Below are 13720 nucleotides of genomic sequence, written 5' to 3' on the forward strand. Positions count from 1 at the left end.
ATATTTTTACAGCTAAAAGTAAGTTATTTTTTTGTGCCGAATGCCAGGTAACGCTGCATTGCCTCAATAAAATAGTAATCGGCATAAGTTAAAGGGACATCAATTTCTGTCCCGGCGGGGAAATGGCCAACGCTGTGCTGCAAAATAAAACCGCCGTTGGTACCCGCAGCAGCCATATAAGGAGGTGCCGATAGTGTTTTTAATATGGTTTGTGCAACATCAAAATACTGCCGCCCCTTTTTGGCATCGCTATACCTGCATAATTCAAGCAGGGCTGATGCCATAACCGACGCAGCCGATGCATCTTTTAATGCGTTGGGAATGTTGCTGGCATTGTAATCCCAATATGGAATTTTATCTGCCGGCAAATTCGGGTTAGTCAATATAAAATGCGCTATGTTTTGTGCCTGGTCAAGATATTTTTTATCATGCGTTTCGCGGTACATAACAGTATAACCATACAAACCCCATGACTGGCCCCTTGCCCATGCCGATTCATTAGCAAAACCCTGGGCAGTTTTCTTTTCTTTCACCGCTCCTGTTTGGGCATCGTAATTTATAACGTGGTACGAGCTAAAATCGGGTCTGAAATGGTTTTTCATGGTTGTATTGGCATGGGTAACCGCTATTTTATAATAGCTGGAATCGCCCGTTTCCCGCGTTGCCCAAAAAAGCAGTTCAAGGTTCATCATGTTGTCAATAATCACCAGGTAATCGCCGGGTTTTGAATCCCAGGATTTAATACAGCCCACCGCCGGGTTAAACCTGGTTGACAGCGACTTGGCACTGTTGATCAATATTTGTTTATACTCCGGCTTTGGCTCAATTTTGTTGGCATTGCCAAAGCTGCAATACATCATAAAGCCCAAATCATGGGTATGGGTATTAAACTGCTCTTTAGCCAATACCCCCATAATGCGGGTAGCCTCGGTAAGCAGCAGTTTATCTTTTGTTTCCTGGTATAAAAACAACAGGCTGCCGGGATAAAAGCCACTGCACCACCAGCCCGAATTGCTATTTTCCTGTTTATCCTTATCGGGATGATAAGTTTTCGGGAACTCCTCCGGTCCTATCTTTGTTGCTAATAATTTATATTGGGCATCCGCAGCAATAAAGTTTTTTTGGATGGTAACTGAAAGCGCTTTTTGCGGTTTAAAAACCGATTGGGCATTACTAAAAAAAGCAATCGCTATAAAGCAAACAGTACAGATGGGGGCTGGCAATATTTTGAATTTCATAGATATAATTTGGCTGGCAATAAAGTTGCATATTTTGATTGGAATTTTAAGAACCAAATTTATCTCGTAGCCCTTCCAGCATCAAAACAATTTTAAGCTTATCAAAATATTGTACTTTGCCCAGCCAAAAATTTTCTTTGCTATTCTTTCCGCTTTTACTCAATATGTCTACCCGCTGCATAATATAAATACTGCTCCTGTGCTTGCCATACATTTTTAATATCAAATATTGCCCGCCTTTGGTCGAAGCGGCGATTGTATCCACGGATTCGTCGGATTGAGCGGCCAATTTTTGAAGTAATGATTTGATGAGCAGTACCGAGTCTGGATTGGGTTGGCCCTTACCGGCATCCAGTTTTGCCAACATCATTTCGGGATGCGTGTCTTTAAGGTGTAAAATCCCCCTGGGCCCCCAGTCATAAACCCAGGTGTACCAGATAATGATCGCTATACAACAGGTCGACCAAATGATAATGGTTGATTTGTTTTTTAGAAACTTATTTTGGTTAAAAACCGGCATTGATTAGGCAAAAAATATAGATTTACCCATAAATATACCGGAATTACCAATACCTGCCAATATTATTTACACTTTAAAATTACCGTTGTTCGCATGCTGAATTATTCTTCTGTTCATCGCTATTCAAGTGTTTTTATTGTTAAATTCCGGTAAGCGCCTAACGACGAATTACCATGCCAGTAACCAACTGAACCACTTTTTAATGTAGGATCAAGGAAGGTGTAAACCATGGCAGGTTTAGCGGCATTGTTCACATATACTTCCATTTTTTGGCCTGTAACTATCACTTTAACATGAAACCAGCCGTTAGCAGGCAGTATCGCGCTGGCCTGGTATTTATCGGCTTCATAATCCCACCAGTTAAATTCAGCCTTTTTTTCGGGCATATATTGAATGGCGTTGATGGTACCTGACGACAATGGCCTAAAATATACAGTTTCATAATGATGAATATCTTTAATCCTGAAGGCGAGGCCGATATAACCATTTCCCTTGCCCGCAAATGCCAAATCAAACTCGATAATACCATCCTTAAAAATTAAACTCTTAGGATAGGCCAGGCTCGCCGATTTGTAATTATCTATCTTTCGTTTTATCAGCAGCGCTTTTTTACCCTGGTAGCTGCCTAATTCATAGTCAAGGGTATCATTTTTAGGAATATCCCATTCTTTCGGGTTGATGGCCGGCAGGTTCAGCACCTTATACTTTGGCTGGGCACTTACCTTAATTACTGCAAAAAGAGCAAATAGTATCAATAGCTTTTTCATGATTTGTTTTTTATAGGTTAGCATTTTTACTGTTTGATAACGAGGTTGGCAAAATCGCCGGGCAAACTATCATTCCACAATCCGATGAGGCCGTGTTGCCGGTTATTCAGCTTTTTAACTCTGAGTGATGGTTGGGTTGAATGATTTACATAAACCACAATTTCATCAGCTTTTACCACAATATGCGCGTGGAACCAGGCGGTAGCCAGCGGGAATGGATTAACGGCATTTTCGTACACAAGCGGATGATCTGCCCGCAATTTATCCCAGGAAAAATTTGGCTGACTGATGTACTGCACGGTATGCTTGCGCCTAAGCGTGTCCGTTGATTGAAAATTAAAAGGCCGGAAATAAATGGCATCATAAGTAACCGTATCGACGCCATGAAAAGCAATGCCCAAAAAACTTTGCTGAAAAACGTCTTTGCCCCTAAGATCAACGTCAATTGTCCCGGTTGTAAAGTCTATATCTTTGAGCCAAACGATACCTGTAAACGAAATCCCCTTCCTGGTGCCATCGGTAATTTTGTTTAATTTTTTTGCCGACGATGTTATCGGCGTATCCTGTTTTAACAGGCTACTCAAATCATAGGCGCCCTTTTGCTGCGCACAGGCATCGCCGCAAAAAAACGTAGTTATTAAAAAGAGGCTAAATAAAATATTGTTCTTCATGCTTATAGATTTTAACTTTAGCAAAAGTTGCAAATAGCATTCAGAATTAAGCACAACGGGCGTTTCAATCCTGTTCAAGTTTGTTCAAGCCGTTTTTGCAGGTTTATAATACCGTGTCATCGCCTAAAAATTGATGGAAAAAGAAAAACAACTGCTTTTATTATGCTGCCAGCTTATTGAACGCTCGTTAAACTGGGGCGATAACAGCATTTGGAGTAATGCCGATTTTGAGCAATTGAGCAAACTGATCTTCGAAAAAACAAAAGTCAGGCTTAGTATTTCAACCCTAAAACGCATTTGGGGCAAAGTGCGTTATGATAGCTCCCCAACAGCCGCAACGCTCAATGCCCTGGCCCGTTTCCTGGATTATGAAAGCTGGCGCGATTTCAGGCAACACCACCAGGTTAATGGCGTGGTTGAACAAAACGAGCCCCCCATTACAATTGAACAAATTCCGGCAGCCACTACCATCTCAAGAAACAGGTACAAATATTTGTGGTTCATGGCTATCCCCTTGCTATTGGTTGCCACCTTTTATTTTGCCGGCATTAACAGAAAAGACACGCCGGATTTATCAACCGTAAAATTCAGCAGTAAAAAGACATCTGATGACCTGCCCAATTCTGTGGTTTTTAGTTATGACGCATCTGCCTTTCATTCAGATAGTGTTTACATCCAGCAATCATGGGACCCACGCCGACGTGAGCTTGTGCCCGGCGATGGTAAACAGCATACGTCCATCTACTATACCCCCGGCCATTTTATAGCAAAACTGGTGGTAAACAACCGGATAGTTAAACAGTCTGTTGTTTTTATCAAAACCAAAGGATGGGTTGGCATTGTAGACCATCAGCCAGTACCGGTGTACTTGTCATCTGCCGAAATAAAGGGTGATGGCTATATGGGTATTACAGATAGCCTGATGCAGCAAAAACTGGGCACACCGGTGTTTAATGATACCTGGTTAAAATTTTGCAACGTGCGCGAATTTCCGGGCATCCGGGCCGATAATTTCACGATGGAATGCACGCTGCGCAATACAGCAACGCCGGGACAATCCGTTTGCCGTAAAGCTGATTTAACCATTTTGGGCGATGGGATGGCCATTGTGATACCCATTGTAAACAAAGGATGTATTGCCAATATGGGCGTTTTAACCGGCCAATATTGGATTGGCGGCAATGACCACGACCTGAGCGCCTTCGGCTGCGATTTCAGGCAATATCAAACCTTAAAATGCAGTGTTAATAACCATCGCTTAAAAATTTACCTCAATAACAAACAAATCATGGATGTTGAACAAAAACGCAGCATTGGCCGTATTGTAGGCCTGCGCTTTGAGTTTGAAGGCCCCGGCCAGGTAAAACATTACAGGCTGGAAACGCCCGGTTCAAAGATATATGAGGAGAGTTTTTAAAACTCAGAATGTCAATTCTACCTTTTGGTTAAAATCCTCGTAGCTTAGTTTCCCTTTACGCAACTGGCTGATGTATTTAAAAACGCTTAGTTTATCCAGCTCCTGCTTATAGCGTTCGCGGTCATTATCTGTTATCAGGTTGCCCTGTAGTTTTAAGCGGATAGATGTGCGGGAGATATCCTCCTCCAGTTTATCTATCGGGCAATTACGAAGATCATCAAAGTTACGGCGGGGGAAAAGGATACGGTCCATTGGTTTTTTGCTTCCTTAAATTTAAGGGCCGGGCATCAACATCAATTTAACTGTATGTTATTTTATTGTTATTGATAAAGGGTTGAGCGACAAAAAAAACCTTTAAAAAACATTATCCTCCCACATACCTTTCATGCACCTTTCCCGCACCGTTGGCGACCTTCCATGCACCCTTCAATCACCTTCCGTGCCGTGTTGGCTAATTAACAATTTTATAAACATTATTGGCCCTGTTTACATCGGGATAGAGGCTATCCGGATCGATGGTTACTTTGGTTACCGCCGCTTTTTTGTTGCCTGTAAAAGTGTAGCTGCCGGTATACTCCCATACCTCTACCGGGAACTCCCGGTGCTCTGTCGAGCCATCGGCGTAAGTCAGTTCAACCACCAGCGGCATGGCGGCTTTTTCCAGGTTTTCGATGGTGATCTGCGCCCTGCCATTTGCCAGGTTTTCAACTTTAGTTACCCCCTGGTCAAGGCGGTAATTTTCTAAAAACATCGATTTCCAAAACCAGCTAAGGTCCTCGCCTACCGAGTTATCCATACTCCTGAAAAAATCCCAGGGTGTAGGGTGCTTATAGGCCCAATCGGCAATATACTTGCGAAAAGCTTTATCAAACCTTTCGGGGCCAACTACCTGGTTACGCAGCAAGGTTAACACATAGGCTACCTTTTGGTACTGAACCGGGAAAACCATATCGCCGGGTATGGCATCGGGCCGGGTAATGATGGGGACAACCCGCTCTGAAAAAAGCGTATCAAGCGGGCTGTATATCTCGGCATAACCCCTGAACTCGCCTTTGTTAAAATCTTTTACAGCCAGGTTATCAATAAAGGTATTAAAGCCTTCATCCATCCAGGCGTATTTACGCTCGTTGCCGCCTACTACCATCGGGAACCAGGTATGGCCCAATTCGTGATTTACCACCATAAAATACGCGTTACCGGTATCCCTGGCCGAACAAAACACCATTCCCGGGTACTCCATACCATCCAGGTTGGATGCCACATTTACCACCTTATTGTAAGGGTAAGTAAACCATTTTTCCGAAAAATGCTGCAACGTGAATTTGATATATTCCGATGACCGTTTCCAGCTGTCTTTTTTGTCGGATTCAACCGGGTACAGCGAACTTCCCAACACTTTTTTGCCCCCGGCCACCGGGAAGCTGAAGGCTTCCCAAATAAAGGACTTCGAGGCCGTCCAGGCAAAATCGCGGGTATTATCCATCCTGTATTTCCAGGTACAGGTAGGTTTTACAGGTTGCGACGAAGCTTCTGTAACTTCTTTGGCCTGGCGGATGAATACCGGAGCCTCGCTTTGTTTAGCCGCCAGCCAGCGCTTAAGCTGTACAGGGGTTAATACCTCCTCTGGATTCAGCAGATCGCCCGAGCCCTCTACAATATAACCCGCGGGCACTGTAATATTCACGTTAAAATTGCCGTATTCCAGGTAAAATTCGCCATTACCCAGGTAAGGCAAGGTATTCCAGCCTTCCACATCATCTAATACGCACATCCTTGGGTACCATTGGGCAACCGCGTAAATGTTGCCGTATTTGGTTGGCAGGATATCGGTACGGTTAACCAGGAAATCGGCATTTTTATAGTTTTGAGGGAAATTGTAACGGTACTGAACGCTGAAGGATACTTTCTGCCCGCTTTTTAAGGGCTGCGGCAAGGTCAATTCCATCCGGGTATCGTAAATGTTGTATTTAATGTCGCCTGTAATTGCGCCATCCTTAAGCTTTACTGCCTGTATATCGTATCCCCCATCGGCGGTTTCTTCATCCGGGTTTTTATAAAGGAATAATTTTGATTTTATGCCCCTTGAATCTTTTTTAAAAACATTTTGTTCCAGCTGCATCCATAATGACGATAGCGATTTGGGGCTATTATTGGTATAAGTTATCGTAGCGGTTCCGCTAACCACATTTTTCTGATCGTCCAGGGCTACATCTATCACATAATCGGCCTGGTTTTGCCAGTAAGCAGGTCCGGGTTCGCCGGTGGCAGTACGATATTCATTACCCGGGGGCAACAGCGGCAAGGCGGGGAATAATGCCGATGGCTGATATCGCGATTGCCCGAAGGATTGGCAAACCGCTAAAACCATTAAAGTAAACGGGATGAAAAACCGAACCAGGCGTTTATTTGGAGAAACAGTTTTATTATTTTGCATATGCTGCAATATAATAATTATTGGCTTTGGCTAATGTGGTTAAGATGGATAGAAATTATCCTTTTTGGTCTGCGCTGGGCCAACCTGAGGCAAGAATATGCATAGTTTGAATTTGCATCTATCGTTCGCCCCCCGGCATCACCTCAACACTGTAACATTACCTGAAAACTTTTTGCCGCGCGAGTTGATGATATAATAATATGTTGCTGCCGGTACATCGCCGCTGTTTGTTTTGCCATTCCAGGGGGTGGCATAACCGATGCTGCTAAATACTACTACACCCAAACGGTTGTACACGGTAACCTTACACTGCGCATCAAATGACAGGTTTGGTATCACCCAGGTATCATTAGCCCCATCGCCATTGGGCGTAAAAATGTTAGGGATTTTTAACACACCCAAATCATCGTCAATAATTTTCACTGCCACCGTGTTTTGCGGATTGATGGCTACAGTACTGCCATCGCTGCCGGCAAGAGCGTTAAATTCAATTAACCTATCATTAAATTCGTTTATCTTTTGGTCATCGGCTACGGGCATATTGATGCTAACCTTATTTTGCCCTATAGGGATAGTTACACCAGCCTGTGGCATAATTATCCGCTGATCTGTACTGATATCCGTGCCGCCCCATTTATAAGCTATCGCAATATCGTCCTCAAAATAACGCCCACCCGGTACCTGCAGTGTTACATCCGCCGATTTGCCGTCGGGAATAATAAGGCTCAGCGGCGAAACTTCAAGGTATTTGTAGTCCTGGTCATTATCAACTGCCACAACAGAGAGCGAATCGGTAAGCTGTCCCTTCCACAAAAACTGAAAGCTGCCCGTATGCGCGTCATTTGCGCTAAGCGTTAGCTTTACCCGGCGATTTTTGCTGATGATATTATCATTAGGGTAAGTGATATTGAATGATGCAGCAACCGACGGCGTATCTATCAAAATATCATTTTGCGATTGTTGTAATGGTGTAAACCATCGTGTTTGCATCGTTTGTACCGGCAGCTGCCTTACCAGTTTATTAGGTTGCAGCAGATTAAAACTATAAGCAATGCCGCCCCCTTCTTTTAGGGTATCGGTAACCGGCGTAACCAATATCACCCTATTGGCAACAGTATTATTCAAATCATTTATTTTTATGCGGATAGCATCATTAGCCGTGGTAAATGTGCCCAGATCATTTAATACCGGGCTCAACCGTCCGTTAATAAATTCGTCGCCTTCAATTAAATCATCTGTTTTGGCGTCAACCTTAAACTGTACCGAATTTTGACCTGCCGGTATTGTGATGGCAATGGGCGTATAATCGGCACCAGGCAGCGCGGCAAAAGGATCGGCAAGGGGTAAAAAATCAAAACTTAACGGCAATGATAACAAGGTACCAGGTGGTAACGATACAGTAATCAATCCGGATGCGCCTTCTGTTATTTGGGGTGTATAGCTAATGGTATAAATTCTGTTAGCCGGCGTATTATCGTCGTTGGCAATGGTAAAATCCCTGGTAGTCGATCCTGTTGCAAGCTTATAGCCGGCAGCGTTTACACCAATGTCCAGGTTGGCGGTAAATGTTTCGGTATTTTCAACCACCGCGTCATTAATCACCTTTACTATAATATTGGTGCTGGTATCTCCTTTTTTGATAACGGCTGTAGCGGGTAAAACAAAGTCGTTTTGATTAAGGGGCGGGTCTTTTTGCGACAATTTCACCGTAATATCTTCGCTCGCCGGGCATGATCTTGGCAAAGCCAGGTGCAATATAACATCCTGGCTACCCTCTATGCCGTTTTTAAGCACCGAGGCGTGTACCTTTTTACAGGAATCAGCGTCTTCGTACAGGTATTTACACCAAAAATAGCTTCCATCCAGGTTGGATGGTGTTGAATAGTGTTTGCCATCAAAAGTATAATCGGTAGTATAATAACTTAAATGCCTCACCAGCATATTCAGCGTATCACCAACCATTTTTACATAAGTTCGTGTTATCGGGTCGTCGCCGAAGGCGCCGATGTTATCATCGGGCAAAAGGTTGTAGTTACCTTTTCCATCGGCCAAAAACCAATCGAAATTATAGCCAAAGCAGCATGTTTTAGGCAGCGTTATAAAGTACTGATCATTGTATTTCAACGTGCCGTAAATCAGCCCCAGGTTTTCTTTATCGGCAAATACCCTGGTTGCGCTAATGGTATTTAGTTTATCGTCGAAACTGTAATCATAAAAACCGTTGTAAGCAAGGCCATTGGGTGTATCATTGTAAATATTGGTAAGCATTTGATAACCACTGCCGGCAGCCCTCACCGGGAGCGGAAAATCGCCATAAATAAGCCATGGCTTATCAGATACCACCTGGCAGTTGGCATCAAGTACTACCTGGCTTTTAGGAATACCTCCCCTGCTCATGATCACGGTTGCTAAGCCGTTGTTTGACGATACCATTATCTGCGGGATTGAACCCCGCGCCGGATCATGGTACAAGGCAGTTATTTTACCTGCCGATGTTACTTTGGCAACAATGCCTTCAGGAGTTGTTGTATTGGGGTAAAAAGCGTTGATGTTGTAGCCTTGAATCTTTAAATTATCGTAAAATATAGCGCTCCAATAAACGCCATCGGGAGCCAGCGCCAACGGGCCCGTTATTTCGGGATAACGGTAGCCATCAGAGATGATTCCCCAACTGGTTTTCCCGTTTTTGTCGAGCTTTATTAAAAACAAACCCGATTGCAAAACCGTGCCATCATCAAGCGTGATACCGCCGCCCGCACCCGAAATGTAGACATTTTCATTTTTATCAACCTTAAGGTCATAAATCTGATCGAACCCGGTAACAGCCGATAATGTTCTTGACCACATTACCTTGCCCGCGGCATTTAATTTGCCAACTACCGAGTAGTCGCTTGCGGCATGCCGGTCAAACAATTTACCACCAAAGTTTATATCGTCCCTGCCTGACATTACCACATAGGCGTTCCCCGCGTTATCAATATCAAAAATACCGGCACCCGAGTCTTCAGCAAAGCCAAACAAGGTGCTTTGTTGATATTTTACCTGCGCGTAAACACAAACCGGCAATATCAGCAGCCATATGACTACTTTAAAAGCTTTTAATATAATCATGATAAGTGCCGCTAATATATCAATATTTAAGGCACGATAAACAACTTACCGTTACTTAAGGATATATGACAAATGTAAAAGCTGCCGAAAAAAACAAGCTGAATGATAACGATTAGTCATCCTCACCTTTACTCCCCCAACCCAAAACAAACATACTCATCGCCCGATTTACTGCCGATCTTTCCACCGCCGCAAGCTATAACCACGTATTGTTTTCCATTTATAGCATATGTGGCAGGCGTAGCATACCCTGCGGCGGGCAGTTGGGCCTCCCAAACCATTTTACCTGTTTTTTTATCAAAAGCATGAATTTTTTCGTCCTTGGTGGCTGCCACAAATACAAGCCCGCCTTTGGTTACCAGCGGGCCACCGTATAATTCGGTACCGGTAATGGGGATGCCTTTTTTCTTCAGTTCCGGATATTCGCCCACCGGTACTTTCCAAAGCAGTTTGCCTGTTGTAAGGTCAACTGCGTTAAGCGTACCCCATGGCGGTTTAATGCCCGGGTAACCATCCTTATCCAAAAAGCGGTTGTAACCGGTCATGGTGTACGGTATTTCGTCAACCATTTTCTTCTCGGTTTTGGTGGCGGCGGCGCGGTCGGCGGTTGGTTCTTTGGCCAATGTTTTATTTGCCCTGGCATCGGGTAGTTTAAGCAGGAACGCCAGCAATGCTTTTTTATCTTCGGGTGTTATCTGTTTAAAAGATGGCATCATATTGCGGCCACTGGCTATGATCTGGCTCAACTGGTCCTCCTTATATTTTTTACCAATGTTGACCAATGACGGATACGACGACCCGTTGCCCTTTAGTTGGGGGCCATGGCAGCCTATGCAATTTTTATTGTAAATAACCTGCCCATTGCCGGCCAGCGAGCCATCGCTCGTCGCTTTAGGCACATCAATCATCACCTGCGCCCAGGGCATTTCCGAACTGCTGATGTACATGATATTGGTTTGTATATCAACCGCGGCGCCTCCCCACTCGCCCCCGCCGTCAAAACCAGGAAATATCCAGCCGCCTTGTTTACTCGGTGGCGTAAACATAATGCGATTTTTAACCTGGTTATATTTGTCCAGCATTTCTTTGTGTGCCTCGGGTGTGCGGTCAGTAACATCTTCGGGGTTAAACATTTGCCGGGCAAAGGGCTGCGGCAAAGTCGGGATAGGCTGTGTTGGCCATGGCGCCTCACCCGGCAATCCTTTGGTTGGTACAGGGGTTTCCACTATCGGGAAAACGGGTTTACCATTTGTCCTGTCGAACATAAAAATATAACCATGCTTGGTGATCTGGGCTACCGCGTCAATCTTTCTACCGTCGTGCATAATAGTCACCAGATTAGGGTTGGCAGGCAAATCCCTGTCCCACAGGTCATGATGTACCACCTGGAAATGCCATTTAAGCTTGCCGGTGGCAGCATCTAAAGCCAGTAACGAATTGGCAAACAGGTTTTGCCCCTTGCGGAAACCACCATAAAAATCGCCGCCAATGGAACCCGTGGGGATATAAACCAACCCCCGCTTTTCATCCAGCGCCATGCCGGCCCAGCTATTAGCGCCACCAAACTTTTTATAAGCGGCTGTATCCATCCACGTTTCGTAACCAGTCTCACCGGGATGTGGTATGGTATGAAAAATCCATTTCAGTTTCCCCGTCCGCACATCGTAAGCCCTAACGTGCCCCGGCGCGGCATCTGCCGATTCGGCTACACGCGTACCAACTATCAGCAAATCTTTATAAACTACACCCGGCGTTGTACCGGCCACAAATGATTTGGTATCCCTGTCGAGATTTTTTGTCAAGTCCAGGTAACCATTTTTACCAAAGGTCATGATGGGGCTGCCGGTTTCGGCGTCGATGGCAAAAGTTTTGGCGCCAACGCTGTAAAACAAACGTTTTTCGCCGCCACTTTTGTTTTGCCAGTAAATTACTCCCCTGCTCACTTTGTAGTAAGCCATTGGGTCGCCGCTGTTGGTGGTATCGGCCTTGGCCGGGTCAAAAAGCCATTTTTGTTCGCCGGTTGCCGCATCCAATGCAAACAGCTTCAGTTTGGGGCTGGTGCCATATAAAATACCATCAACCATAATGGGGTTACATTGGTTTTGGCTGCGGTTGGCCGTGTCTTTATCGTTAGTGCTGTACCGCCAAACCTCCTTCAGCTTGCTAACATTGCTTAAATTGATTTCCTCATTTGACGAATACCGGTTACCTTCTTTTGATCCCGCGTAGGCCCCCCAGCCACTGTTTGGCGGCCCTGGTTTTAAGTTATGGCTGGGCTTTGGATTTTTACATGACACATAAATACCGGTTGCAATTAAAAGGGCTATTAAAACTCGGGACTTCATTGTTGTATTGGGTTAATGGTATTATTATAATGGGTATGCTGAGCAGTAAAATTTTGCTAATTTCCGGAGGGGAATAACGTGTATCGCAGGGCGGCGAGTTGACTCACCCCGACGAGGCTACGCCCGTCTGCCCCTCTCTCCGCTTCGCGCATAGAGGGGCTAAAATATTATTTTTATTTGCTCAACCCTCTTTGCGGCGCAGCCGGAGAGAGGGTCGGCCAGCGCAGCGTAGCCGGGGTGAGTCGTAGCCAGCGTTCAAAGCCAATGTTTGCGCAAACCCCAACACGTCACTTCCCTTCCATCCTATTCCAAAAATCGGCCTGCATTTTAGCCGCATCAATGGTTTTGTAAACCGATATCTCGCGTGCATCATTCTCTGGCGGCACGGGTGCGCTTATCTTTTCGGCTTTGGCAGGATCAAGATAGGCCATTACAAGGGCAAGGTCCCACATAATCCAGGTTTGGCCGGCTTCTACAAAATCCCAGCGGTTATATAACAGCTGGCCCAATTTACCCTTGTCTTTTAAATTATCGCGGCAAACGGTACGGTCGAATTTTAAGGCAATGGCGGTATTAATGGGCATAATAGTTAAATCCAAACCTTTGCAGTTTAGCAACAGGTCGAAGGCGTTCAGGTCGTTACGTACATTAAATTCGCTTTTATCCCAAACCTTGCGGTCGCTAAAATAGCGGGCTGCCAGCAGGTAAACTCTTATGTGCGGGATAATGGAGGTATCTGCCTGTATCGCCGATGCCAGGTTTGATGCCGCGCCTATGCACAAAACATCCAGCTTTTCGCCTGCTTTAAGTTGGTGTACGGTAGCTATGATACCCTTTTCTGCTGCCGAAAGCACCAGTTCTTTGCCGCCCCAGGCATGGCCTATGGTTCCGCGGCCACCCAGCGGGTGTGGTATATCGGTGCGGCCCATAAGTTTCAACATCTCCTCGTTTAAATCCTGGCTTAGCTGTACCGTATTGATGTTTCTGGTGGGGTAATAATGCCATTTTTCGCCAACCAGCATATCGGCATTGTTAAAATGGGCCGAACTTAGGCCAACTACATTTACACCTGCATCTTTAAGCAGGTAAGTAATGGCATACAGGTCGTCCATTTCATTGGCTGTATCAGAATCAAGCCAAACTATTCGTTTTTGCGCATAGCAGCAGCCGGCTAATAACATAGCCGCAAGGCAAACAGGGACAACTTTTTTAAACAT

At 45.0% G+C, this 13720-nt stretch carries 10 protein-coding genes; 1 reads left to right on the forward strand and 9 read right to left on the reverse strand.

Annotation, left to right across the window (positions count from 1 at the left end):
- Nucleotides 1–23: 23 nt before the first annotated feature.
- The 4 genes from AC1RM2_RS30260 to AC1RM2_RS30275 all read right to left on the reverse strand — a co-directional run bounded on the left by AC1RM2_RS30260 (nt 24) and on the right by AC1RM2_RS30275 (nt 3196).
- A complete protein-coding gene (locus tag AC1RM2_RS30260; RefSeq protein ID WP_492988870.1) occupies nt 24–1238 on the reverse strand; it encodes a glycoside hydrolase family 88 protein in 1215 nt (404 codons plus the stop codon).
- A gap of 46 nt (nt 1239–1284) precedes the next feature.
- Nucleotides 1285–1758 (reverse strand): hypothetical protein, encoded by a 474-nt coding sequence (locus AC1RM2_RS30265; protein WP_492988871.1) that lies wholly within the window; start codon nt 1756–1758, stop codon nt 1285–1287.
- Nucleotides 1759–1877: 119 nt separating this feature from the next.
- A complete protein-coding gene (locus AC1RM2_RS30270) occupies nt 1878–2525 on the reverse strand; it encodes a LamG domain-containing protein (RefSeq protein WP_492988872.1) in 648 nt (215 codons plus the stop codon).
- Between the two features lie 26 nt (nt 2526–2551).
- Nucleotides 2552–3196, reverse strand: coding sequence for a hypothetical protein (locus AC1RM2_RS30275; RefSeq protein ID WP_492988873.1), 645 nt, complete (start codon nt 3194–3196; stop codon nt 2552–2554).
- Between the two features lie 133 nt (nt 3197–3329).
- Between AC1RM2_RS30275 and AC1RM2_RS30280 the strand changes: the two genes are divergently transcribed.
- The gene (locus AC1RM2_RS30280; protein WP_492988874.1) at nt 3330–4613 is read left to right on the forward strand and encodes a hypothetical protein; all 1284 of its coding nucleotides are present in this window, start codon (nt 3330–3332) and stop codon (nt 4611–4613) included.
- 3 nt (nt 4614–4616) lie between these two features.
- On the opposite strand, the gene AC1RM2_RS30285 is transcribed toward AC1RM2_RS30280, so the two are convergent.
- The 5 genes from AC1RM2_RS30285 to AC1RM2_RS30305 form a co-directional block, all read right to left on the reverse strand.
- Nucleotides 4617–4865 carry a hypothetical protein gene (locus tag AC1RM2_RS30285; RefSeq protein ID WP_492988875.1) on the reverse strand — a complete coding sequence of 83 codons (249 nt, stop codon included), beginning with the start codon at nt 4863–4865 and terminating at the stop codon, nt 4617–4619.
- A 199-nt stretch (nt 4866–5064) separates the two neighbouring features.
- On the reverse strand, nt 5065–7047 hold the full coding sequence (locus AC1RM2_RS30290; protein ID WP_492988876.1) for a M1 family metallopeptidase: 1983 nt from the start codon (nt 7045–7047) through the stop codon (nt 5065–5067).
- Between the two features lie 138 nt (nt 7048–7185).
- The gene (locus AC1RM2_RS30295; protein WP_492988877.1) at nt 7186–10158 is read right to left on the reverse strand and encodes a T9SS type B sorting domain-containing protein; all 2973 of its coding nucleotides are present in this window, start codon (nt 10156–10158) and stop codon (nt 7186–7188) included.
- Nucleotides 10159–10286: 128 nt separating this feature from the next.
- Complete coding sequence (locus tag AC1RM2_RS30300) at nt 10287–12503, reverse strand: outer membrane protein assembly factor BamB family protein (protein ID WP_492988878.1); 2217 nt, start codon at nt 12501–12503, stop codon at nt 10287–10289.
- A gap of 287 nt (nt 12504–12790) precedes the next feature.
- The gene (locus AC1RM2_RS30305) at nt 12791–13720 is read right to left on the reverse strand and encodes a nucleoside hydrolase (protein ID WP_492988879.1); all 930 of its coding nucleotides are present in this window, start codon (nt 13718–13720) and stop codon (nt 12791–12793) included.

Source organism: Mucilaginibacter sp. GW822-FHT03E02, from assembly GCF_058801545.1.

What these genes read in the sequence shown, in the direction of transcription:
- AC1RM2_RS30265 (WP_492988871.1), bottom strand. Translation starts at nt 1,758, where the DNA reads ATGCCGGTTTTTAACCAAAATAAGTTTCTAAAAAACAAATCAACCATT.
- AC1RM2_RS30300 (WP_492988878.1), bottom strand. Translation starts at nt 12,503, where the DNA reads ATGAAGTCCCGAGTTTTAATAGCCCTTTTAATTGCAACCGGTATTTAT.
- AC1RM2_RS30270 (WP_492988872.1), bottom strand. Translation starts at nt 2,525, where the DNA reads ATGAAAAAGCTATTGATACTATTTGCTCTTTTTGCAGTAATTAAGGTA.
- AC1RM2_RS30275 (WP_492988873.1), bottom strand. Translation starts at nt 3,196, where the DNA reads ATGAAGAACAATATTTTATTTAGCCTCTTTTTAATAACTACGTTTTTT.
- AC1RM2_RS30305 (WP_492988879.1), bottom strand. Translation starts at nt 13,720, where the DNA reads ATGTTTAAAAAAGTTGTCCCTGTTTGCCTTGCGGCTATGTTATTAGCC.
- AC1RM2_RS30290 (WP_492988876.1), bottom strand. Translation starts at nt 7,047, where the DNA reads ATGCAAAATAATAAAACTGTTTCTCCAAATAAACGCCTGGTTCGGTTT.
- AC1RM2_RS30280 (WP_492988874.1), top strand. Translation starts at nt 3,330, where the DNA reads ATGGAAAAAGAAAAACAACTGCTTTTATTATGCTGCCAGCTTATTGAA.
- AC1RM2_RS30285 (WP_492988875.1), bottom strand. Translation starts at nt 4,865, where the DNA reads ATGGACCGTATCCTTTTCCCCCGCCGTAACTTTGATGATCTTCGTAAT.
- AC1RM2_RS30295 (WP_492988877.1), bottom strand. Translation starts at nt 10,158, where the DNA reads ATGATTATATTAAAAGCTTTTAAAGTAGTCATATGGCTGCTGATATTG.
- AC1RM2_RS30260 (WP_492988870.1), bottom strand. Translation starts at nt 1,238, where the DNA reads ATGAAATTCAAAATATTGCCAGCCCCCATCTGTACTGTTTGCTTTATA.